Source organism: Mucilaginibacter ginsenosidivorax (assembly GCF_007971525.1).
GTDB lineage: Bacteria > Bacteroidota > Bacteroidia > Sphingobacteriales > Sphingobacteriaceae > Mucilaginibacter > Mucilaginibacter ginsenosidivorax.
In genome coordinates this window covers 742,172-763,721 of the sequence record NZ_CP042437.1, presented here as the reverse complement: position 1 = coordinate 763,721, position 21,550 = coordinate 742,172, and the positions used below count along the sequence as shown (strand labels likewise).

Annotated in this window: 22 protein-coding genes; 8 read left to right on the top strand and 14 right to left on the bottom strand. The window is 41.8% G+C overall.

What is annotated here, in order from left to right:
- Positions 1-4: 4 nt before the first annotated feature.
- The 3 genes from FSB76_RS03190 to FSB76_RS03180 are packed head-to-tail and all read right to left on the bottom strand — an operon-like array spanning position 5 to position 3,983.
- Positions 5-1,678 carry a M56 family metallopeptidase gene (locus FSB76_RS03190; RefSeq protein WP_147052156.1) on the bottom strand — a complete coding sequence of 558 codons (1,674 nt, stop codon included), beginning with the start codon at positions 1,676-1,678 and terminating at the stop codon, positions 5-7.
- Positions 1,679-1,722: 44 nt separating this feature from the next.
- Positions 1,723-3,606, bottom strand: coding sequence for a M56 family metallopeptidase (locus FSB76_RS03185; RefSeq protein WP_147052155.1), 1,884 nt, complete (start codon positions 3,604-3,606; stop codon positions 1,723-1,725).
- Positions 3,603-3,983, bottom strand: coding sequence for a BlaI/MecI/CopY family transcriptional regulator (locus FSB76_RS03180; protein ID WP_147052154.1), 381 nt, complete (start codon positions 3,981-3,983; stop codon positions 3,603-3,605). Before FSB76_RS03180 ends, FSB76_RS03185 begins: the two co-directional genes overlap by 4 nt.
- A gap of 362 nt (positions 3,984-4,345) precedes the next feature.
- On the opposite strand from FSB76_RS03180, the gene dprA reads away from it, so the two are divergent.
- Both dprA and FSB76_RS03170 read left to right on the top strand, forming a co-directional pair.
- A complete protein-coding gene (gene dprA, locus FSB76_RS03175) occupies positions 4,346-5,443 on the top strand; it encodes a DNA-processing protein DprA (RefSeq protein WP_147052153.1) in 1,098 nt (365 codons plus the stop codon).
- A gap of 384 nt (positions 5,444-5,827) precedes the next feature.
- Entirely contained in the window at positions 5,828-6,193 is a 366-nt protein-coding gene (locus FSB76_RS03170; protein ID WP_147052152.1) for a DUF2200 domain-containing protein, read from the top strand.
- Between the two features lie 30 nt (positions 6,194-6,223).
- On the opposite strand, the gene FSB76_RS03165 is transcribed toward FSB76_RS03170, so the two are convergent.
- The 7 genes from FSB76_RS03165 to FSB76_RS03135 form a co-directional block, all read right to left on the bottom strand.
- Positions 6,224-6,700 carry a SixA phosphatase family protein gene (locus FSB76_RS03165; protein ID WP_147052151.1) on the bottom strand — a complete coding sequence of 159 codons (477 nt, stop codon included), beginning with the start codon at positions 6,698-6,700 and terminating at the stop codon, positions 6,224-6,226.
- An 82-nt stretch (positions 6,701-6,782) separates the two neighbouring features.
- The gene (locus FSB76_RS03160) at positions 6,783-7,472 is read right to left on the bottom strand and encodes a porin family protein (protein WP_147052150.1); all 690 of its coding nucleotides are present in this window, start codon (positions 7,470-7,472) and stop codon (positions 6,783-6,785) included.
- 153 nt (positions 7,473-7,625) lie between these two features.
- Positions 7,626-8,591 (bottom strand): glycosyltransferase family 9 protein, encoded by a 966-nt coding sequence (locus FSB76_RS03155; protein WP_225976400.1) that lies wholly within the window; start codon positions 8,589-8,591, stop codon positions 7,626-7,628.
- Positions 8,592-8,602: 11 nt separating this feature from the next.
- Positions 8,603-9,106, bottom strand: coding sequence for a D-glycero-beta-D-manno-heptose 1-phosphate adenylyltransferase (rfaE2, locus tag FSB76_RS03150; RefSeq protein ID WP_147052148.1), 504 nt, complete (start codon positions 9,104-9,106; stop codon positions 8,603-8,605).
- Between the two features lie 91 nt (positions 9,107-9,197).
- Positions 9,198-9,755 carry a D-sedoheptulose 7-phosphate isomerase gene (locus FSB76_RS03145; RefSeq protein ID WP_147052147.1) on the bottom strand — a complete coding sequence of 186 codons (558 nt, stop codon included), beginning with the start codon at positions 9,753-9,755 and terminating at the stop codon, positions 9,198-9,200.
- A 340-nt stretch (positions 9,756-10,095) separates the two neighbouring features.
- On the bottom strand, positions 10,096-11,082 hold the full coding sequence (gene rfaE1, locus FSB76_RS03140) for a D-glycero-beta-D-manno-heptose-7-phosphate kinase (protein WP_147052146.1): 987 nt from the start codon (positions 11,080-11,082) through the stop codon (positions 10,096-10,098).
- 101 nt (positions 11,083-11,183) lie between these two features.
- Positions 11,184-12,857, bottom strand: a complete 1,674-nt coding sequence (locus FSB76_RS03135; protein ID WP_147052145.1) for a DNA polymerase/3'-5' exonuclease PolX — start codon at positions 12,855-12,857, stop codon at positions 11,184-11,186.
- Positions 12,858-13,140: 283 nt separating this feature from the next.
- Here FSB76_RS03135 and FSB76_RS03130 point away from each other — a divergent pair, with 283 nt between their 5' ends.
- The 4 genes from FSB76_RS03130 to FSB76_RS03115 all read left to right on the top strand — a co-directional run bounded on the left by FSB76_RS03130 (position 13,141) and on the right by FSB76_RS03115 (position 16,893).
- Entirely contained in the window at positions 13,141-13,953 is an 813-nt protein-coding gene (locus tag FSB76_RS03130) for a hypothetical protein (protein WP_147052144.1), read from the top strand.
- 159 nt (positions 13,954-14,112) lie between these two features.
- Positions 14,113-14,862 carry an ankyrin repeat domain-containing protein gene (locus FSB76_RS03125; RefSeq protein WP_147052143.1) on the top strand — a complete coding sequence of 250 codons (750 nt, stop codon included), beginning with the start codon at positions 14,113-14,115 and terminating at the stop codon, positions 14,860-14,862.
- A 58-nt stretch (positions 14,863-14,920) separates the two neighbouring features.
- Entirely contained in the window at positions 14,921-15,709 is a 789-nt protein-coding gene (locus FSB76_RS03120; RefSeq protein WP_147052142.1) for a carbon-nitrogen hydrolase family protein, read from the top strand.
- Positions 15,710-15,969: 260 nt separating this feature from the next.
- Positions 15,970-16,893, top strand: coding sequence for a hypothetical protein (locus FSB76_RS03115; protein WP_147052141.1), 924 nt, complete (start codon positions 15,970-15,972; stop codon positions 16,891-16,893).
- An 80-nt stretch (positions 16,894-16,973) separates the two neighbouring features.
- On the opposite strand, the gene FSB76_RS03110 is transcribed toward FSB76_RS03115, so the two are convergent.
- On the bottom strand, positions 16,974-17,462 hold the full coding sequence (locus FSB76_RS03110; protein ID WP_147052140.1) for a hypothetical protein: 489 nt from the start codon (positions 17,460-17,462) through the stop codon (positions 16,974-16,976).
- 63 nt (positions 17,463-17,525) lie between these two features.
- Positions 17,526-19,298, bottom strand: coding sequence for a signal peptide peptidase SppA (sppA, locus tag FSB76_RS03105; protein ID WP_147052139.1), 1,773 nt, complete (start codon positions 19,296-19,298; stop codon positions 17,526-17,528).
- An 87-nt stretch (positions 19,299-19,385) separates the two neighbouring features.
- On the opposite strand from sppA, the gene folK reads away from it, so the two are divergent.
- Positions 19,386-19,865: a 2-amino-4-hydroxy-6-hydroxymethyldihydropteridine diphosphokinase gene (gene folK, locus FSB76_RS03100; protein ID WP_147052138.1), complete on the top strand. Its 480-nt coding sequence runs from the start codon at positions 19,386-19,388 to the stop codon at positions 19,863-19,865.
- Between the two features lie 24 nt (positions 19,866-19,889).
- Positions 19,890-20,267, top strand: coding sequence for an Hpt domain-containing protein (locus tag FSB76_RS03095; RefSeq protein ID WP_147052137.1), 378 nt, complete (start codon positions 19,890-19,892; stop codon positions 20,265-20,267).
- A 266-nt stretch (positions 20,268-20,533) separates the two neighbouring features.
- Here the strand turns inward: FSB76_RS03095 and purS are convergent, their stop codons facing one another.
- Positions 20,534-20,788 (bottom strand): phosphoribosylformylglycinamidine synthase subunit PurS, encoded by a 255-nt coding sequence (purS, locus tag FSB76_RS03090; protein ID WP_090646069.1) that lies wholly within the window; start codon positions 20,786-20,788, stop codon positions 20,534-20,536.
- Entirely contained in the window at positions 20,769-21,491 is a 723-nt protein-coding gene (locus FSB76_RS03085) for a CDP-alcohol phosphatidyltransferase family protein (RefSeq protein WP_147052136.1), read from the bottom strand. The genes purS and FSB76_RS03085 overlap by 20 nt, the downstream gene beginning before the upstream one ends.
- Positions 21,492-21,550 lie beyond the last annotated feature (59 nt).

Below are 21,550 nucleotides of genomic sequence, written 5' to 3'. Positions count from 1 at the left end.
ACGGCTAATTTGCCTCGGGTGTAGCTTCAGCAGGGGATGCAACTGGAGCTGGTTTCGGATAGAGCGTTGCCGATATCAGTTTTAACTTCAATTTAACAGGTTTTACCCCTGTAACTTTAGAACTCAGGCTTGCTGATACAGATTTCAACTTCAAAGTTTTAGCAGGTTTTGGTGATAGAGGTTGTGTGGCGGGCTGAGGCGCTACAGGCATTCCAACCGTATCTTTTAAGTTAACAGGAGGCACTGGCGGCGGCGGTGGCATTCTGTTTATATCTCCTGATCCAACTGGCGGTACCGGTGGTGGTGGCGGCATTTTGTTTATATCTCTTGACATAACCGGAGGCGCAGGCGGTGGAGGTGGCGGCGTCCTGTTTACATCTGCTCCTTCGGCCGGTGGAGTTGGTGGCGGCGGTGGCGGAATGCGCATGTTTTTAGCGCCATGTTTGTGCGGTACAGGTGGAGGTGGGGGCGGCATTCTGTCCATATCTGGCTGTGCAACAGGTGGCATTGGCGGCGGTGGCGGAAGTTTAGGATAGATCATCATTTTAGGAAACGAATAACCGTATTTTTCTTTAAGCATAGCCAGTTCCGCTGGTTTTGCCTTGCTTTTATAAAACTCCTTTTGATCGCCGTTTTTATCGGTAATAATTACCCTGAAATCGGTTTTGTTATTAATAAGGTAGCCGGTTTCATCATAAGCATAGCCTTTTGATGTAGTGGCCCTTGTTCGCATCTTGCGGTTAGATGTATCGGCTGTGGCTGTTTTGGGTGATCTAAAATCTGGCTTTGCGGTTTTTGGCGCCAGGTCAATAAAGGCATAATTTTTACTGAACGCCAATGTTGATGCGCAAAGCATCCCCGCACATATGGGTACGGCCACCAGGTACTTTAGCCTAGCTAAATTGCCCGAACGTTGTTGGTTTAACATAATGATCCTCTTTTTTAACAAATTATAATTGAAAAATGAATGCGTGATTGACGAGCCATTGAGCCCGTAAGCATTGTTGACCAGGAACGACGAGTAGGCCAGTGCATCTGTTTCATGCGCCGCGGTTTGCTCATCGGCTATATACTCGTGTACGGTTTTTAGGCTTATCTGCAACAGGTAAATGATGGGATTGAACCAGTTGATAATTTTAATAATCTCGATAAAAACAATATCAAACGAGTGCTTTTGGCGGATGTGTACCAGCTCGTGCCGGATAATAATGTCGCTGGCGCTGGTTTTTGTGCCTATAAAAAGGTAGTTGAAAAATGAAAAGGCGGTATCTGCATCTTCAATATCTACCAACTGGTATTTGTTATCAATAAGTCTTTTACCTGATGTGGTTAGGTTTACCAGTTTAAATAATTTGATAACCAGTAATAAAGCCAACACCGATATGCCAACAATGTAAACAGCCCATAAGGCATTGTCCCAGGTAATGTAATCCGTTGCATCTGGCAGCACAGTGGCCGAATCGGCAGGATAACTTACCAGGGTAATCTCCTGAACCTTTTCCGTTGATTTTAAAGCACCTATCTGGATAACAGGCAGTACGAACGACAGGACACAACTTAGCAACAAGTATACCCGGTTAAGTGTATAATGGGTCTCTTTGTTCAGAAACAGGCAGTAGCCGCCATAAAATACAGCCAGGTAAATATTTGCCTCCAGGAGATAATGCAGCCAGTTCATCGTTGCTTGGTTTTATTGATGAATATTTAAAAATCAGACTATGGTTAGTCGTTTGTGTAAGTCACTACTACAACTTCATCTAAACTAACCGCAGTTGAAAAACTGTTTGATTGTTTTACCGGTTTATCAGGGGCATTTGCCTCCGGTAAATGGGAAACCACCTGGTTGTTTTTTGAATTAATCACCTGAAATGACAAAGGAATTGAATAACGACCGTTTTTCAAGTCGAGTGTGCCGTCATATGCTTTAATAGCACGTAAAAGTTCCCCATCCATAACGGGTTCTACACCCCGTACAATTTCAGGACCGGTGATTTTGCCATCAACCACATCAAAGGCTGCAATTACCCGGCCGCCTATATGCTTGTCGTGGTCAATGGTAGGATATCGAACATGCTTTGCCAGGTATTTAACCAAAACATGGTTAGCTGTGTTACCTGGTGTATCGGTTTCCAAACCAACCGGCGGTACAGGTGGTGGCGGAGGGGGGAGTTTGGCTGCGTCCTTAATTTCAGCAGGTGCTGGGGGCAAGGTAGCACCTTTTTTATCAGTATTATAGGGTGCCATTACAGGATATTTGTTGGCTCCAAAAACCATCATGTTAAAATCGTACCCAGGTGCTGTTAGCTCTGCGGCAACGGGCGTTTTTACAAAATTGTAATAGTCGGTGCAAAAATAAACTATCATTTTATGTGCGCCTGCTGTTTCGCTAACCACGCCATTATATGCTTTCAGGGCCTGTAAAACTTCATTGTTAAATTCAACAGCGCCACTTTTGGCTATTTTGATATCGGTAATTTTATGATTGGCTTTAACAATAAAGCTTACACCAACCAATCCGGCTTTGCCGCTTTTTAAAGCTTCATTAGGATAAACTATGGTTTTATTTAGATAATTAAAAAGATCGATATAAGTATCTTTAACAACAATAGGCGGCGGCGGGGGTTGCAGCTGTGCGTTGTTTTGTTGCAATTTTACCTTAGGCACACTGTCTGTCGCGGCCGGCAATGATGACTGGTTGCGTGTTGGCGCAAGATCAATCAGCGCGTAGTTTTTGCTGAACGCTAATGTTGATGCACAAAGCATCCCGGCGCAAATAGGTACAGCCACCAGGTATTTTAGCCTTGCTAAGTTTCCCGAACGTTTTTGGTTTAACATAATGATTCTCTTTTTAAGTAGATTATAATTGAAAAATGAATGTGTAATGGACGAACCGTTTATGCCGTAAGCATTATCAACCAAAAAGGACGAGTAGGTGATGGCATCGGTTTCATGCGCGGCGGTTTGCTCGTCGGCAATGTATTCGTGAACGGTTTTAAGGCTTATCTGTACAAAATAAATGATGGGGTTAAACCAATTTACTATTCTCAGGATTTCCATAAAAATAATATCGGCCGAATGCTTTTGTTTGATATGCACCAGTTCATGCCTGATGATGGTATCGCTGCCGTTTATTTTTGTGCCGATAAAAAGGTAGTTGAAAAATGAAAACGCGGTATTTGAACTTTCGATACCTACCAACTTGTATTTATCATTCAGTATAGTGTTACCCTTGGTGGTCATTTTAATGAGCTTACCAATTTTAATAAGCAGCAGCACAGTCATCACGACCATACCTGTTATATATAGGTATAAAATGGCATCCTGCATGGTAAAATGGCTTACCGGCGGCTGGTAGTTTAGCAGCGCGGGGGCTGTGGTGTTTTGGCTGTTAGCGGTAATGGTTATAACGGTTTGTTGAGCACTTTCGGCAACGGGTTTAAGTGCGCTTGCCTGTATCAATGGTAAAATAAATGCCATAGTGCAGCTTAACAACAGGTACACCCGGTTAAGGGTATAATGCGTTTCTTTATTTAAAAACAAGCAATAAAAGGCATAAAAAACAGCCAGGTATATGTTTGCCTCCAATAGGTAGTGTAGCCAGTTCATGATTGTTTTTTGCTTTTAAGGTTATCAATCAATGAGGTTAATTCGTCCAGTTCTTTAACGCTGATCTTCTTTTCGTCTACAATAAACGATACCAGGCTTTGGTACGAATTGCTGAAATAGTTTTTCATCATCTTATCAAACGTGAACTTTTTATACTGATCATCGCTGATGAGCGGGAAGTAAACGTGCGAGTTACCATAGGCTTTATGATCGATAAAACCTTTGCCTTCCAGTACGCGCACCACGGTTGATACGGTATTGTAGGCCGGCTTAGGATCGGGCATTTGCTCAATGATATCTTTTACAATGGCTTCCTTTAATTGCCACAGAATCTGCATAATCTGTTCCTCGGCTTTGGTTAGTTCTTTAACATTCATAGTAAACTATTTTTATAGTTAGATAAAGGTATAACTATTTTTATAGTTTGCAAACTATTTTTATAGTTTTTTGAAAATAGATTTTAGATGTGCTGATTTCAGATGTGCAGATGAGGGGGATAGATGTGCGGATGGGAGAATTGTCTGAACCTGAATTCACCGAATTGAAGAATTTTCAGAATTTTAAAATTCGGCTAATTCAATTAATTCTAAAAATTCAGGTTCAGACAACACCTGCACATCTGAAATTAATATTTGCTAATATTTTTAGGATTTGTATATTCGTGGTATCGATAGCGGGTTTTAATTTGCATATCTGCACATCTGAAATTTGCACATCGATATTTAATCTGCACATATAAATGACCACATTGCACGGCGCCGCTTTATCATTTGTTAAAAACTTAGGTCCTGTAGCGGCTAAATCATTGATGGCTTATTTAGGGAGTGCCGAGCAGGTTTTTAAAACATCGCCTGTAAAAATGGCTACCATACCAGGCATCGGCGAGAAACGTGCAAGCCAATGGGATTTTAACGAAGCTTTACGCCTGGCCGAAAAGGAATTGGAATTTGCTGCCAAACATGGCATCGAACTGATATTTTATACTGATGCCCGTTATCCAAAACGGTTAAAAAATTGCGCCGATTCGCCTATACTATTATATAGTAAGGGTAAAATGGAACTTAACATGCCCAAAGTAATCAGTATAGTTGGTACCCGTAACGCTACAGATTACGGCAAGCAATTATGCAGGCAACTGATAGAGGAGTTACAGCAATATAATGTATTGATAGCGAGCGGCCTTGCCCTGGGCATTGATGTGGCCGCCCATAAAGAGTGCCTGCGACTGAACGTGCCAACTGTAGGGGTGCTGGGCCACGGCCTCGACAGGATGTACCCCAGCCAAAACCGGGCGACCGCCGATAAAATGTTAGAGAACGGAGGATTACTGACCGAGTATCCATCCGGTACTGTCCCCGACAGGGAAAACTTCCCCCAACGAAACCGGATTGTTGCCGGCATGGCCGATGCTACGGTTGTAATTGAGGCTGGTCTTAAAGGCGGTGCACTCATTACCGCCGAAATTGCCAACTCCTATAACCGGGATGTTTTTGCATTCCCCGGCAGGCTGGATGATGTGTACTCCGAAGGATGTAACTTTCTGATCCGCAACAATAAAGCCGCACTGCTTACCTGCATGGCCGACCTGGCCTTTAGCCTGGGTTGGGAAAAGGACGAAAACCTGAAACCTACCGAACAATTTATGCTGCCGCTGGATTTAACTAAAGACGAGAGCCTGATATTTGATATTTTACAACAACATAAAGCCCCCTTGGCTATTGACGAACTTACCATAAAGGCCAACATGCCTATGAGCTCGCTGGCCATGAACCTGCTCAATATGGAAATGCAGGGCTATATTCGAAGTTTGCCAGGGAAGACTTATAGGGTGAATTAAGCGTTTAGGTTATACATTATGGGTTATACGTTGGACGTTTTACGTTATACGTTTTTTTATTAATGGTACAAATAAACTCCGCAGTTTGCCGGGGAAGACTTATCGGGTGAATTAGGGTTAGGTTGAACGTCATGGGTTATATGTTATAGTTATACGTTTTTTTATTAATAGTACAAATAAACGTACAACTTCTAATGTACAACGTAAAACTTCCTAATCTCTTTGAGTTATACGTAGGACGTTTTACCTTATACGTTTTTATTAATAGCACAAATAAACGTACAACTTCTAACGTACAACGTAAAACTTCCTCATCCTTTCGGCGAATTAAAAAAGTTTATGATTATTTTTGATACAGAGAAGATCAGTCGCTTAATATAAGATATGAACAATACCGAAGTACACAATGAGCGTATCGCAAAAATGACCTTTGCCTCGGTTTACCCTTTGTACCTGGCAAAAGTGGAGAAGAAAGGTAGAACAAAAGAAGAATTACACCAGGTTATAACCTGGTTAACCGGTTTTGATAACGAGAAACTGAAGGATCTGATTGAAAAAAAAGTAACTTTCGAAACCTTCTTCCAGGTGGCTTCGCTAAATCCCAATGCATACCTCATTACCGGAGTAATTTGCGGGTACCGCGTAGAGGAAATTGAGAACTCTTTAATGCAGCAGGTTAGATATTTAGATAAATTGGTGGATGAGCTGGCGAAGGGAAGGAAGATGGAGAAGATATTGCGGAATTCTTAAGGCTCTCCCTTTTGCCGGATATACACCTGATCACCCTTTCGGCGAATCAAAAAAAGTTAAATGGCCGTCTTCACCGCTGATGGATTCCCAGGTGTCGTTATCAAACGTAATAAGGGCTACGGCGCAGGTTGGCAAATCGCGGTATTGGCCGGTAAGGTAATATAAAACCTGGCTGATGCCGGGGTTATGGCCTACAACAGCAATAAAATCATACTCGTTGGGCAGGCCGTTAATCACTTTTACCCAGGTGTATTCGTTAGCTTCGTAAATTCTTTTATCGGTGCCGGCATTGGGTAGCTGCATTTGTGCGGTAAAAATATCGGCAGTGGTTTGCGTACGCAGTGCCGGGCTGGTCACTATTATTTGCGGAATAATGGATTGCCCTTTTAATATGGATGCCATGAGTACAGCATCCTCCTTACCCGCCTGCTTTAATGGCCGTTCAAAATCAACATAGCCACTTTCATGTGTGGCTTTTGCATGGCGGATAAGCAACAATTTTTTCATTACAAAACGGGTTTACTGGATTTACACTTTTACTTATTAAAGTATTGAGGTTGTTTTTTGTTTGACGTTTGGCTACAGAAAATTATAAAAAAACGAAACCGATTGATGCACCGAAAACATGGTTTTTGAATTTGTTGCCAGCCTGGTCTGGTGCCACGTTTGATAGGCCCAGGTCGTAATTGAGGTTGAAGAGCAGGCCGCCTTTCAGTTTGATGCCCGCGATGGCGCCGGCGCCATACTCATCTGAGCGGATATCGCCATTATCGCCAAAGGTAATTTTATCACTGCTGGAAATGGCTGTATGTACGCCATTATTATTGTTATCCGCCGATAGATTTTTACGCCCATAAACCCCCATACCCACAAAAGGGCCAGCGCCGATGTAAAATTCGCCTACCACAAAAGGTACATGATAAACTATATTAACGGGAACCTGTACATAATATAAATTGTACTTTGTACTAACCTGGCTTACCGAGCCATTGGGCAGCTGACCGGTTGGGCCATCAAATTTACCACCTTTGCCGGTAAAATTAACGGCGGGTTGTAATGAGAAATGCCCCAATTTAACATCCACAAAAACACCAACATTAAAAGATGTTAACGCCTTTGAACGGGCATAAATATCAGAGCCTGCAACCATATTTGCAGGGGTGCCGGATGAACTCATCGTGGCAAAATTTGCGCCTCCCTTTATACCGATTGATGGCAGCTGCGCAAACGCGGCTAATGACGGGCAAAATAAAAACAGGACAAGCAAAGTTTTCTTCATGTAGCGGCAATGGTTTACAGGTTAAAACAAATGTATAAATAATACCAAATAAAAAAGCGGGGTAGGTGGTTGCTTTTCTGCCGTATTTTTATTAAATCCATCAAAATACGAAGCTGCAGATATTGCAGTTGTTACAATTGTTGATGATAGAGTTTACCGGTTTACAAAACTGATAATGTTATCCTCAGGCATATCATTCATGCATTTAAAATGCCCCAGCGGACATTTCTCTAACCCGAATTTTGAGCATGGGCGGCAATCGAGCCGGATGCCGGCAACCAGCACATCTTTAACCATATAGGGTTGCACGCCCAGTAGCTCGGGCACGGTGCCGCCCCAAACAGATACAATAGGTTTGTTAAAAGCTTCGGCAATGTGGGTGAGGCCGGTATCAAAACCTATAATGCTTTCGGCTTTGGAAACCAGGTAAACCGATTCATCCAGCGAAGTGAGCCCGCAGGCATTGTAAATGTTAGCGCCGATAGCTAAGGCAACAATATCGCCATTGGCTTTAACATCATTACCGCCCAAAAGCACAACCGGCAATTTAAGCTGTTTGCAAATACTGATGATTTTTTCATTCGGCATCCGTTTGGTGAAATGCGTTGCACCTATTACGAATGCGATGTAGCCGTTTTGATGAGATTGAGGCAGTAGTTTGCTTAGCTTATGCTCTGCTTTTATGTAATAGTCAATCGGCTTTCCGTCGTTGTTAACGCCTAAGGGTTTTGCGGCTTCCAGGTACCTGTCAACCAGGTGGGTAGGGGCTACCAGCCTTAGTTTAAACTTTAAGCTGAGCCATTTCCTGATAGGTTGTTTTTTGTAGGTTGTGGCTTTTATACCCGTGCGCAGTTTAATAATGGCGGTACGCAGGTTGTTGTGTAAATCTACAATGTGATCGTATTTTTCGGCCTTAATCTCGTTAATCGTATCTGAAAGCGAGGGTTTTAGCAGCAGTAATTTATCAACATATGGGTTGTTGTCATAAATATACTTAAACACCGGTTTGGTCAAAAAATGTACCTCGGCATTGGGCACCTGCTTTTTAATACAACGTACAACGGGTGTTGTATATATAATATCACCCATCGAACTAAAGCGGATTACCAGTATCTTCATGTTGCTCCTGATCAGGAAATTTGGTTCCTGATTTTGTTGATTATCGAAGTTGAGGAATAGCCTTCTACAAAATTAATAGTTTTAACCTCGCCGCCGTTGGCTATCACTTCCCTGGCTCCAACTATATTCTCAACCGAATAATCGGCGCCTTTTACCAAATAGTCGGGCAGCAGGGTGCTGATCAAGTTTAGCGGTGTATCTTCTTCAAAAACTACTATCGCATCTACAAAAAACAAAGCTGCTAATATCGCTGCACGGCTGTTCTGGTCGTTAACCGGCCTGCTTTCGCCCTTGATGCGCCTAACCGAACTATCGGCATTAAGCCCGATAATCAACTTATCGCCCAGCTCGGCAGCTTTAGCCAGGTAGGTAATGTGGCCAATATGCAGCAAATCAAACACGCCATTGGTAAAAACTACCTTTTGTCCTTCACTTTGCCAGCTTTGTACCAGGCTTTTAAGCGATGGCAAATCATTAATTTTTCCGGTAAGTGTCTTTTCGAGGTCGATTCTCATGATCTTATTTTGGTATAGGGGCACCTATTTGTATTTCCGTATGCAAATATGAATGTTTGGCGGCAGACGCAAATATGCGTCTCTACATTTTTTAATCAAACAAGTTATCAACCGCCTGGCACATAATATGGCCTATCAGGATATGCATTTCCTGGATGCGGGCTGTAGTATTTGAAGGGACAACAATATTTAAATCGCAAGCACCGTTCATTTTCCCTCCGTCCCGGCCCGATAATCCTAAAGTTTTGCAGCCATATTGCGCAGCCGTTTCAAAAGCGTTTAAAATACCCTGGCTGTTGCCACTGGTAGATATGCCTATAAACAAATCGCCGGGTTTGGCAAAGGCCTCAACCTGGCGGGCAAATACCCTATCGTAATGGTAATCATTGGCAATGGCCGTCATTGCGGATGTATCTACTGTTAAAGCTATTCCTGGTAATGCTTTCCGTTCCTTTACAAAACGGCCGGTTAACTCGGCTGCCAGGTGTTGCGCATCTGCCGCGCTGCCGCCATTGCCGGCAAATAAAACTTTATTACCGTTTTTAACGGTCGTGGTAATCATCTCACAGGCTGTTTCAATATCGCCTTGCAGCGTATCAATAACCAATTTTATTGTGTTTTGATGATCTATAAGTTCTTTTAAAACCATTTTATAGTTTTTAGTTGTTAATTTTTTGAGTTTCGGGATATTCTTAATCTTGTTTTAAAAAGCTTCTTGATTTGAGCTTCAGGAAATCGCATTTAAACTTTTTTACGTTATATATAATGGTATTTAATGCCGGAATAGGTAGCCCCTACGGGGCATAAAAGCACTTTAGATAAATATTGCTACAAACGGGTAGCCTCTACGAGGCATCATACAAGATAAACAACGGTGCTTGCCTCGTAGAGGCTACCTGTTTGTAGAACAAAATGTCAAAATATCTTATGCCCCGTAGGGGTTACCTTTCTACATCAAATCTTTAAAAGCGATTGCCTGCATTAATTCTTCAGCTTCTTTCCATGTCTTTAATAATCTCGTCGATAGTTGTTGTGGCACTTCCAACATGGCGTATCACTATCGCTGCTGCATGGTTTGCTAATTCACAAGCTTCTTCAACAGATAGGCCAGATGCGATAAAATATGCCATGGTTGCTAAAACGGTATCACCGGCACCGGTTACATCAAATACTTCGGTAGCTTTTACAGGTAATGATTTGTATGTTAGTTCGCTTAATATCACCATTCCTTCTTCCGATAGTGTAACCACAATATATTCGGAGCCTGTTTGGCCAAAAATAACTTTTGACGCTTCCTGCAGGCTTTCGATAGAATTTATCTTTTCTACTTTAGCCGCTTCTGCCAGTTCCTTGCGGTTTGGTTTGATTATAAATGCACCTTTATACTTTTCGTAATTGAGCCCTTTGGGGTCAATTACTACTTTTTTACCGTATTTGGTGGCCTCGATGATAACCCGCTGAGTTAATGATGGCGAAAAAAGGCCTTTGTTGTAATCAGACAATATCACCATATCGGCTTGTTCAATGTAGCGGGCTATTTTGTCAATCAATTCATCTTCAATAGCTGCAGAAACGGTGTCTGTTACTTCCCTATCCACCCTCACCAATTGGTGACTGCCTGCCAATACCCTGGTTTTAACCGTAGTGGGGCGGCTGCTATCCTTGATAATACTAAGGGTTTGTACGCCTTCGTTAGCCAGGATATCAAATACCTGTGTAGCTGCCGCATCATCACCAATTACACCTGCCACAGAAACGCCCGCGCCAAGGGATACCAGGTTTTGTACCACATTTCCGGCTCCGCCAAGCGTATAGGTTTCTTTTTTAACATTCACAATGGGTACCGGCGCCTCTGGCGAAAGCCTTGTGGCACCACCTATTATATAATGGTCAACCATCAAATCTCCAATAACAAGTATTTGTGGTTTTGCACCTGATGATTGTATAGCTTGTACTTTATCTTTTAGTTGGTTCATTAGTTCACTGGTTCATTAGTTCATTGGTCTTTTCGCTTCGGCTTCGCTGTCATTAGTCTTTCACCTTTTACCTTTCACCTTTCGCCTTTTACCTTTCGCCTTTAACCTCTCTTCTTATCAAAAGCCTTTGTAATCTCTGGTAACGATAACGCGTTTAAGCACATTTCCTTATACAGGCCTCCTTTGCGGGCTGCTAAAATACCATAATGCATGTCCAGGTGGCCTTCCAGGCGGTGGGCATCGGGGTTTATGGATAGCATAACGCCTTTTTCAAGCGCGTATTGGTGCCAGCGCCAGTCAAGATCAAGCCTGAGCGGGTTGGCGTTTATTTCAATTATCACATTGTTGGCGGCGCATGCATCAATTACCTTTTTGTAATCAATAGGGTAACCCTTACGGCTTAACAGCAATCGGCCTGTTGGGTGGCCGAGTATGGTGGTGTAAGGGTTTTCTATGGCGGTTATCAGCCTTGATGTAGCTTTGGCTTCGTCCATTTTTAATATGGAGTGTACCGATGCTACAATGAAATCGAATTTTTTCAATATTTCATCCGGGTAATCTAATGCGCCATCGTACAAAATATCCGATTCAATACCTTTAAATATATGAAAGCCATCCAGCTTTTTGTTCAGGTGGTCAATTTCTTCCTGTTGCTGTAGTACGCGTTCAATGGTCAGGCCTTTGGCATAAAAGGCGCTCTTGCTGTGGTCGCACATACCCAGGTATTCCAGTTTCAGGGTATCGCGACAGTATAGGGCCATTTCTTCCACTGTGTTTACACCATCGCTCCAGGTACTGTGGTTGTGCAGGCTGCCTTTTAAATCGTGCCAGTTTATGAGTGTTGGCAGCGTGTTTGTTTCGGCCTTTTCGATAAACATGGTGCCTTCGCGCAGTTCGGGCTGCATCCAGGCCAGGCCTGCTTTGGTGTATATGAGTTCTTCAGTCTCGGGTTGCTGAAGCGGGGTATTAATGCGGTCTAAAACAGCTTGTACATGGTCGTCAGTACCAGTATTTTTAAATAGCTCTAAATAATAATCACCTTTTTCTACACAAACAATATCAACCAGTAAGCCATTCTTTAGCTCGCCCGAAATATGATTTTCGTTTTGAGCCACATTTTGTAATATTTCTGATGTTAAGAAGGCATCATAGGCAATCTGCTGATCTATGCTGCCAATAACAATTACAAGTTCGGTAATGATATCATTCAGCCTCCTGAATTCGCCTGCAAAATGTTTTAATGCGCCGGGGAATACAGCTTTCACTGCATCCATCAGTTCGTTAGCTTCTTTTTCGACCTGGGCAAACAGGAATTTGCCATTACTGGCCATCCTGAACTCAATTGCTTTACGGATTTCTTCCTGTGTTTTCAGGCCAAAACCTTTGGCCTCAATCAGGCGGTTTTCGTTACAGGCGTAAAAAAGTTCTCCGGTGTTTTCAATCCCAAGTTCCTTCCATATAATGGCGACTTTTTTGGGGCCGATACCTTTAATGTGCATCATCTCCACCACGCCTTCGGGTGTTTGGGCAAGCATTTCTTCCATTTCGGCCATGGTGCCGGTTTCCAGGAGCTCGATGATTTTGCCGGCAATGCTTTTGCCAATACCGTCAACCTTTTCCAGTTCGGCCAGTGTTTTACCGGCAATAGGGAAGGGAAGCTTGTCAACTTTAAAAGCGGCATTAGCTATCGACTTAATTTTAAACGGATTAACCTCATGCAATTCCATGAGTTGCGATAGTAATCGAAGTTTGCGTGCTATGGGTTTATTTTCCATTATTAAATTGAGCGGTAAAAATACAAAAAGCCATTGTAAAGACAGTGTTGTGGGATGGTTTGTTTTTGGGTACTTAATTTATAAATAAACAAATACTTGTTTTTTTAAATAAAAGATAGGGATGGGCATATAGTAACCGGGTATTATGTGTGCGTATTTATTTTAAAGATAATTTAATATAATAATTAATAAAAAGTATTATATTATTTCTTTGTAGTTACATATATTGCAATTTTAAAATCTACAAGAAAAATATACTACCTGTTTTAAATGACATTGAACTATGAAAACAAAAAAAATTACGACAATTTGTATTGCTATTGCATTTGTTTTAAGCGGCGTAAACGCACGTGCGCAGTTTGGCGATTTATTGCAAAAGGCTAAGAATAAGGCAGCCCAAAAAGCCAGCGACATGATGGATCAAAAGAAAAACGATGCTCCTCCAGAAGAGGCGGGCCAAAAGAAAACGCGCGCGGTTATAAATTCGGTTTTTGATTTCGCAGCCGGTGATTCTGTATTGGTTAACGAAAATTTTTCATCAGTTGCTGTTGGAGCATCCCCGCATACTATTAAAACCAATGGCGCAGGTGATGTTGTTACCGTAAATGGTGAAAACGGTAAATGGCTTGCGCTTGAAGCGAGTGCAACCTACCGGCTAAGCAAACAATATTTTTACCCCCGGCATTTTACTTTGGAGTTTGATTTGCTGGCATCTGCCGATAAAATTAACGATATGAGTCCGGTGTTTTTTGGCTTTACCAACGATAACAGCGCAAAGGAATATTTAACAGGTAGTGGCGAGTACGTTTCATTGTTATATTACAATAACAACCAAATAACGGTAGCCAACCAAAATGGAAAATATTTAACAACCAATTATGACCTTACCCCGTACGCCAACCGGGTAATGCATGTATCAATTATGGTTGACGGTGAAAGAATGGTGGCTTATTTGGACAAAACTAAAATTGCTGATACCCAGCTTTTTTTACCTTCGGATACAAAAAATTTCTTTTTAAGCGCACCATTTAAGTATAACAACGGCGCCAAATTGCTTTTTAGTAATTTGAGGATAGCTACGTTTAAAAAAAGTTAAATTGTATTTGCCTGGGGCCGATTGTTTATCAAGTTTAGAAAACTTTGTAAGTTTGGGTAGCGAAAAATTTGCATACCCAACTTATGATTTTGAACTAAAGGGAGTCTATCATTTCCCTGTGGACCGAGATTATTAATAGCCAGATAATTTTGAAATGCCATGCCCGATTACAATCAAATCCTTTACGCCACAGAAGTGCATTCCGTCGAGATGATTAAGCAATATTTCATTGACGGAGGAAACCCAAACGAAGTTCATGATGGCGTGCCGCTTTTTACCACCATGGTTGAGATGTATTATCGTAGCCCCCAATTTAAAGATTGTATCCGGGCGTTTATTGATGCCGGTTTGGAATTTGAAGATCAGGCGCTTTTGGCCGTGTTGGCGCATGATGCCGAAAAATTAAATTTGTGCATCAGCAATGATCTTCAAATTACAACTAAAACATACGCTATACATCGTAATACCTATACGCCGCTTACCGGCGCAACTTTAATGCATTACTGCGCCGAATATAATAGCCTTGCCTGCGCCAAAGTGCTGTTGCAATACGGTGCCGATGTTAATGCCAAAGCTGCTCTTGACGAATATGGTTTTGGCGGCCATACACCAATATTCCATACGGTAAATCAAAATGGCAATAGCTCAATTGATATGCTCCACTTACTGCTGCAAAATGGTGCCGATTTATCGCTCACTGTTAAAGGGCTTATTTGGGGCAAAGGGTACGAATGGGAAACGCTGATGCCGGCTGTTAACCCGGTAAGCTACGCCATGATGGGCTCGTTACCCCAGGTTCACCGTAAAGAGGTAACGGTAATGGAAATAGTGAGTTTGTTATTGAAACATGCTTACGGAATTGATTACTTGCCCAAAAATGTACCGAATGCTTATCTAAAAAGGGGATAGGCACACATTATACGGGACAGCTTAATAGATTTGCTAATTTTAGGTATAATTTAGAAAAATGAAAATCGCCATAGCTTCGCCACCAATGCCGGCATCTGTTAAAGAAGGTTTGCAACAGGTCGAATTTTTAATACAGGAAGCTGCAAATCAACAGGCAGAGATCATCTGCTTTCCGGAATCCTATATTCCCGGTTACCCCGCTGAGGAATTTGGGGTAGAAGCAAGTTCGCCCGAAAAAATGCGGTTAGCCTTAGATGAAGTATGTGCCATGGCGGCAGCAAATTCCATTGCTATTATAATGCCCATGGATTGGTATACTGTTGGCGGCGTATTAAACGTAGCCCATGTAATATCAAAAACAGGCGAAGTTTTAGGCTATCAAACCAAAAATCAGTTAGATCCCTCGGAAGATAGCATTTGGATTCCCGGAACTGAGCGCCATATTTTTGAAGTAAATGGTGTTAAATTTGGTATCACCATATGCCATGAAGGTTTCCGCTACCCCGAATCTGTACGGTGGGCAGCCCGGAATGATGCCAAAATAGTATTTCACCCGCATTGTACAGGCAGTAATATCCAGGGAGTTGAGCTTACCGAATGGGGCAGCAAGGACAATCCTTATTATGAAAAGGCCATTATGTTAAGGGCAATGGAAAACACCATCTATTTTGCCAGTTCAAACTATGCGTTTAGATATCCCGATTCGGCCAGTTGTGTCATAGCGCCAGATGGTACCTGTATTGCCCACGAAACTTATGGTAAAACAGGTGTGATTATAGCCGATATCGACCCTGATTCAGCTACAGGTTTGCTGGCCAGGAGGTTTAAATCACAACTCTACATTTAAGAATACTATATCACGATATATAATATAGCACTATTGTCAATAGTGTTTTTCGTTGCCCCAAGATGTCTTTTGGTAATTCTACCTAAAAAGGCCAGCATTTATACGCGATGTAAAACGGGTAATAACACGCTCGCGTTTACGTGAATCTCCTGATAGATTTTTTTCGGCGCCTGCCGACTTTAGCCCTTGATTAAACAATAAAGAAATTTTGTTTCAATCAGCTTAAGTTTATTTATTTAAAATCTCTAAAATCTATCCAAATGAAAAAAGTCTATTTATTACAGTTACTGGCGGTTGTTGTATTGGCAATAACTTCTTGCGGTAAAGACGGAGCAGTAGGCCCGGCCGGGCCTGCAGGTACACAAGGCGCAACCGGTGCTGCCGGGGCAGTTGGCGCAACAGGTGCCGATGGAACTAAAATTTACTCGGGCACAACCGCCCCTTCGGCGACGCTTGGTATTAATGGCGATTTTTACATCAACATTGCAACCAGTGGCTTTTATGGCCCAAAAACAGCCGCCGGCTGGGGTTCGCCTTTTAGTTTAAAGGGAGCAACAGGGGCAACCGGTGCAGCAGGAGCGGCAGGCGCCGACGGTTCGACCATTAAAAGCGGTAACGTTGCACCCGGTGCAGCCGTAGGTGCAGATGGCGACTATTATTTGAACACTGCTACTTACTTATTTTATGGCCCTAAAATTGGTGGTACATGGCCTGCGCCTATCAACCTGAAAGGCCCAAAAGGCGATCCTGGTACTGCAAATGTTATTTACTCTGATTGGTTTACGCCATCGTCGTATGTAAAAACAACTATTTTTGGTTCAAGTACCTTTACATACAACGTTGTTGAACCCAAAATAACCCAGGATATATTAGATAAAGGCGTTGTGGTGGTTTATGCCAAATTGAATGGCTACAACCCCGTGATCTGGCCAACAGACCAGGTGTCGCCGTTGCCTGTTGTAATTAACTACTTAAGCGGCACAACTCCCGAAATTGATATTTGGTCGGGACTGTATACACTTGGTAATGTACAAATCAGTATGAAAAACAATAATAATGTGTATGGCAGCATTTCAAATGCTCATAGTTACAGGTACGTGATTATACCTGGCGGAGTACACATAGCTGCTGTTAAATTGAAAAACTATAACGAATTGAAAGCTGCGTTGCATATTCAGGATTAAATCATCCCTTTTTATCGGCTTTTAAACCACCGTATGAACATGTTTATCTTTCATGCGGTGGTTTTGTGTGATTGGCTCATTTATATTATCCCAGTGATACACGCCTTATAAACTTTCATAATCCGTTCACCAATTGCTTTGGTATCTGTAGTTGCCGGTAGAGAAGACTTAATGATCATATCGTTATCAGTAGTTGTATTACCCTCAATATTTATGAAAATATTACCAGCATTTACGCCATCGATCCTTATTTTAAAATAGAGCGATTCAAAGGCTTTAACTGTTTTTAGCTTGCTGTGGATAAAAGCAGGCCAATCTTTAAGTTTTTGGTCGCGAAGGTTTTTGTCTTGTAACTTAAAAAGATGGAAGCTTTTTATCACTTCATCGCCTAAAATTGTTGCCTCCGCCGGGAATTTTAATACGGAACATTTTTCCTGTTCGTAATAAATTCCTGCGTTGTTTTTATACAGTGGCGCAATAATAATTTTTTCCTCCTGTTCAGAAATATATAAGGAAACGTGCTTTACGTGACTGCTATTGATAGTTTTTTTGTTAAAAAAGGTTAACATCCTATAAAAATAAAAAAAAGCTACCTTTTCGGGCAGCTCTTCTTTCAAAATATAACATAAAACTTACTTGATCACAATTTCATAGGGCAGCCTGGCCTGTGGGGTGCGCATTATTTGGGTAAGGCCTTTCATTTGTTCGTACACGCGGTAATTATCGCCCAACTCCGATTTTAGCATTTTGGTTTTCATCTGGCCGGTTACATCACTGTCAAGCTGTTTAAAAAAGCTTTTTTGCTCGGGATAGCTTACCAGGTTATAGTTTTTAAGCTTAGCCTTCTTAGCAGCCGAAGCAATGGCATCGTTAATATTGCCCAAACGATCAACCAATCCAATTTTTATAGCCTGCGCGCCGGTCCAAACACGGCCCTGGCCGATGCTGTTGATGTAGGCTTGTGTTTTGCCCCGACCTGCTGCCACGGCTTTTGTAAAATCGTCATAACCATGGTTCACGTTGTTTTGCAGTATCGCCCTTTCTTCTGGGGTTAATGGTCGGCTTACATCGCCCAGGTCGGCATATTTACCGGTTTTTACACCATCAAAAGTTACGCCCAGCTTATCGTTAAACAGCTTTTGCATGTTAGGCAACACGGCAAAAATACCTATCGACCCGGTTATCGTATTGGGTTCGGCAAATATCGAATCGGCTGCGCAGCTGATGTAGTAACCACCCGATGCGGCGTAATCGCCCATAGAAACAATAATGGGTTTTACTTTTTTGGTAAGCGCAACTTCGCGCCATATCACGTCAGATGCCAATGAGCTGCCACCAGGCGAGTTAACCCGTAATACAACAGCCTTTACTTTATTATCTAAACGTACTTTACGGATAGCTTTTGAAATTCTTTCAGATCCGATGCTGTTATCATCGCCCTGGCCGCCAGTTATATCACCGCTGGCATAAACAATAGCTATGCGGTTTTTTGACGAATTATCGTCGTCAGTATTATCGTCGGTTTTGCTTTTGGTATATTCATCAAGGTCAACGCTTGCAATATCTTCTTTTTTGCCTTTGCCTGTACGCTGCCTAAGCTCATCTAAAAGTTCGTCTTTATATTTCAGGCCGTCTATCAGCTTCAGTTTCACTGCATCTTCGGGGAATTGAACGCGGCCATTGTTGGCATAGTTAAACAACGAATCTTTATTAATACCGCGGCTTGTGCTGATGCCTGTTAAAAAATGGTCATATAACGATCCCAAATAGGAGGTAACCTGCAAACGGTTAGGCTCGCTCATTTTGGTGAGGAATAAAGGCTCAACTGCACTTTTGTAAGTCCCTACCTTAATAATTTGTACCTCGATGCCCAGTTTATCAAGCGCGCCTTTCAGGAAAGTAACTTGCTGGCTAAAACCGGTAAACTCAAAAATGCCTTTGGGGTTCATGTATACTTTATCGGCAACTGATGCCAGGTAATAAAAACCCTGGGTGTAAATTTCTGAGTAGGCTATAACAAACTTATGCGATTTTTTAAAGTCGATTAATGCGTTGCGGATTTCTTCGGTGGTGGCCTGGCCCGATGTCATGTAGCTTTCGTCCAAAAAGATACCTTTGATGTTGCTATCGGATTTGGCTTTTTTAATATTGGCCAAAATGTCATTTAAGCCGGTTGATTTATCGCTGTTTAATCCCAAAAAACTTAACCCGGCAAGCGGGTTGTTTGGCGTACGCTCGGTTATTGGTGTGGTAAACGCCATGTGTAACACAGAACCGGGCTCAACTTCTACCTCTTTTTCACCGCTGGCGGCAACTATTATACCCACAATTATAAAAACCAGTATCACTGTTGTTAATACTAACCCCAGCATGGTGGCAAAAACGAATTTGAAGAATTGTTTCATTAATGTTATAAATCTGTTTAACTATGCAAACTTAGTAATTCAATACCGTATAGTGGTAAGAGCCTGTTCTATAATATTTGTTACAACATGATTGATGTTTTTTTACTTTTGGGCAGTAACCTTGGCGACAGAAAATTGCTGCTGAATGAGGCAATTGAGCGCATTGAAGCTGATGTAGCGCCCGTATTACAGGCCTCGTCGGTTTATGAAACCCAATCATGGGGCAAAACAGATGCTCCCGATTATTTAAACCAGGTACTGATGCTGCAAACAGGTTTAACAGCACGGGAAGTACTTAGGAGAATATTGGCAATTGAGCTTTTAATGGGCCGCAGGCGGGAAGAAAAATGGGGTTCGCGAACTATTGATATTGATATTTTGTTTTACGGCGATGCCATTATTGATGAGCCGGATTTGAAGATACCACACCCCGAAATGCATAAACGGAGGTTTACTTTAGAGCCTTTGGCCGAGTTGGCGCCCGAATTTGAACACCCGGGGATAAAAAAAAATATTTTACGGTTAAAAAGTGAACTTATTGATGACTTGGTCGTAAAAAAAGTATAATTTTGAATATTCATAAATCTTTATATGTCAGATATTTCACCAGAACAAGACTTTGATCTTTCTTTCCTATATGAAATTGCCGATGGCAGCGATGAATTTATTGTTGAATCTATTGGTATGTTCCTGGAGCAAACACCACAATTATTGGGTGCTATAACCGCAGCCCTTGAATCGGGCGATTGGACCGAGGCCGGAAAGGCATCGCATAAACTGAAACCTAACCTTGGTTTTTTTGGTATGCCAATAAGCCAGGCTACCATACAGGAAGTTGAACTGGCTTGTAAGGCAGGCGGGCAAAATCCGGCAGAAATTTTTGCCAAATTTAACCAGGTAAAAGCTACAGTAAATGCTAATTTGATTACCCTGCAGCAAATTAAGGCCGAAAAAGAAGCAAGCCTTTAAGGAGGTAAAAGGTTAAAGGCGAAAGTTAAAAGGTTTTTGCCTGTGTGCTAAAAATATAAGAGAGGCTATCCCTGGAGGGGTAGCCTCTTTACGTTTCTATATGCCTACAAATACAATATCGGGCCAGTTAACGAAAAAAAAGAGGCTACCTCTCTGTGAGATAACCTCTTTTTATATTTTAAAATTATTAAAGCCTTTCGCCTTTAACCTTTTCCCTTTTTATAAAGTTATTAAAGCCTTTTGCCTTTTCCCTTTCACTTCAAAAACTAAACTTCTACTACCTTAAAAGTATAGCTTTCCATAATCAGGTTGGCTAATAGGTTTTTGCAGGCTTCGTCTACTTTGCTGTGTGCTGTTTCGGCGCTGTCGGCTTCAAGCTCAAGGGTGATATGTTTGCCTATACGTACGTTTTGAATTTCGGCTAAACCGAGGTTTTTCATGCTTCCGGTTACTGCTTTTCCTTGCGGGTCAAGAATTTCTTTTTTGGGCATTACGTCAATTTCAGCCTGGAACTTTGTCATTAGTTATTTTAGTTTGAATTAAAGATAAGGTGATGTACATGAATATAACCACCGGAACTGCCACAAATTTAAAAAATAGAATCAGTATTGCCGAAAACATGAGCAGTAAATAACGGAAAATGTTTTTATTGAAGTCGCGATTCTTGAATTTAAGCGACATTAGCGGTAATTCGGATACCAGTAGGGTACACATGATAACTATGAGTACCGTTAATGTATACGGATTTAGGATAAATCGGGCCAAAACCTCATATTGTTCAATAATCAATGGCAGCGATGCTATAAATATGGCATTGGCGGGTGTAGGCAGGCCAATAAAGCTATCTGACTGCCGGGTATCATTATTGAATTTGGCCAGGCGTAAAGCCGAAAATACGGTTATTAAAAAAGCCAGGTAGCACAAATACTCGCTGATGTGTGCAATTTGCGGGGCTTTTAGAAATAGTTCATACAATATAGCCGACGGTAAAAAGCCAAAGCTTACCATATCTGCCAGCGAATCAAGGTCTTTGCCTATAAACGAGTAGGAGTTGAGTACCCTGGATGCAAAGCCATCAAAAAAATCAAAAATGGCAGCCAGGAAAATGGCGTATGATGCGATTAATAAATTACCCTGAAAGGCAAACACGATGCCTATACAGCCGCTAAACAGGTTGGCGCAAGTTATGGTATTGGGCAGGTGTTTTCTAACTCGTCTCTTCATTTTGTGTTACGAAGTTATCAGGATTTTATTAAGTAATAATGAAGTTACAAATAATATTT

Bases quoted from the DNA above. Each gene is read 5' to 3' on its own strand.
- FSB76_RS03190 (WP_147052156.1), bottom strand. From the start codon at position 1,678: ATGAACTGGCTGCATTATCTCCTGGAGGCAAATATTTACCTGGCTGTA.
- FSB76_RS03185 (WP_147052155.1), bottom strand. From the start codon at position 3,606: ATGAACTGGCTACACTACCTATTGGAGGCAAACATATACCTGGCTGTT.
- FSB76_RS03180 (WP_147052154.1), bottom strand. From the start codon at position 3,983: ATGAATGTTAAAGAACTAACCAAAGCCGAGGAACAGATTATGCAGATT.
- dprA (WP_147052153.1), top strand. From the start codon at position 4,346: ATGACCACATTGCACGGCGCCGCTTTATCATTTGTTAAAAACTTAGGT.
- FSB76_RS03170 (WP_147052152.1), top strand. From the start codon at position 5,828: ATGAACAATACCGAAGTACACAATGAGCGTATCGCAAAAATGACCTTT.
- FSB76_RS03165 (WP_147052151.1), bottom strand. From the start codon at position 6,700: ATGAAAAAATTGTTGCTTATCCGCCATGCAAAAGCCACACATGAAAGT.
- FSB76_RS03160 (WP_147052150.1), bottom strand. From the start codon at position 7,472: ATGAAGAAAACTTTGCTTGTCCTGTTTTTATTTTGCCCGTCATTAGCC.
- FSB76_RS03155 (WP_225976400.1), bottom strand. From the start codon at position 8,591: ATGAAGATACTGGTAATCCGCTTTAGTTCGATGGGTGATATTATATAT.
- rfaE2 (WP_147052148.1), bottom strand. From the start codon at position 9,106: ATGAGAATCGACCTCGAAAAGACACTTACCGGAAAAATTAATGATTTG.
- FSB76_RS03145 (WP_147052147.1), bottom strand. From the start codon at position 9,755: ATGGTTTTAAAAGAACTTATAGATCATCAAAACACAATAAAATTGGTT.
- rfaE1 (WP_147052146.1), bottom strand. From the start codon at position 11,082: ATGAACCAACTAAAAGATAAAGTACAAGCTATACAATCATCAGGTGCA.
- FSB76_RS03135 (WP_147052145.1), bottom strand. From the start codon at position 12,857: ATGGAAAATAAACCCATAGCACGCAAACTTCGATTACTATCGCAACTC.
- FSB76_RS03130 (WP_147052144.1), top strand. From the start codon at position 13,141: ATGAAAACAAAAAAAATTACGACAATTTGTATTGCTATTGCATTTGTT.
- FSB76_RS03125 (WP_147052143.1), top strand. From the start codon at position 14,113: ATGCCCGATTACAATCAAATCCTTTACGCCACAGAAGTGCATTCCGTC.
- FSB76_RS03120 (WP_147052142.1), top strand. From the start codon at position 14,921: ATGAAAATCGCCATAGCTTCGCCACCAATGCCGGCATCTGTTAAAGAA.
- FSB76_RS03115 (WP_147052141.1), top strand. From the start codon at position 15,970: ATGAAAAAAGTCTATTTATTACAGTTACTGGCGGTTGTTGTATTGGCA.
- FSB76_RS03110 (WP_147052140.1), bottom strand. From the start codon at position 17,462: ATGTTAACCTTTTTTAACAAAAAAACTATCAATAGCAGTCACGTAAAG.
- sppA (WP_147052139.1), bottom strand. From the start codon at position 19,298: ATGAAACAATTCTTCAAATTCGTTTTTGCCACCATGCTGGGGTTAGTA.
- folK (WP_147052138.1), top strand. From the start codon at position 19,386: ATGATTGATGTTTTTTTACTTTTGGGCAGTAACCTTGGCGACAGAAAA.
- FSB76_RS03095 (WP_147052137.1), top strand. From the start codon at position 19,890: ATGTCAGATATTTCACCAGAACAAGACTTTGATCTTTCTTTCCTATAT.
- purS (WP_090646069.1), bottom strand. From the start codon at position 20,788: ATGACAAAGTTCCAGGCTGAAATTGACGTAATGCCCAAAAAAGAAATT.
- FSB76_RS03085 (WP_147052136.1), bottom strand. From the start codon at position 21,491: ATGAAGAGACGAGTTAGAAAACACCTGCCCAATACCATAACTTGCGCC.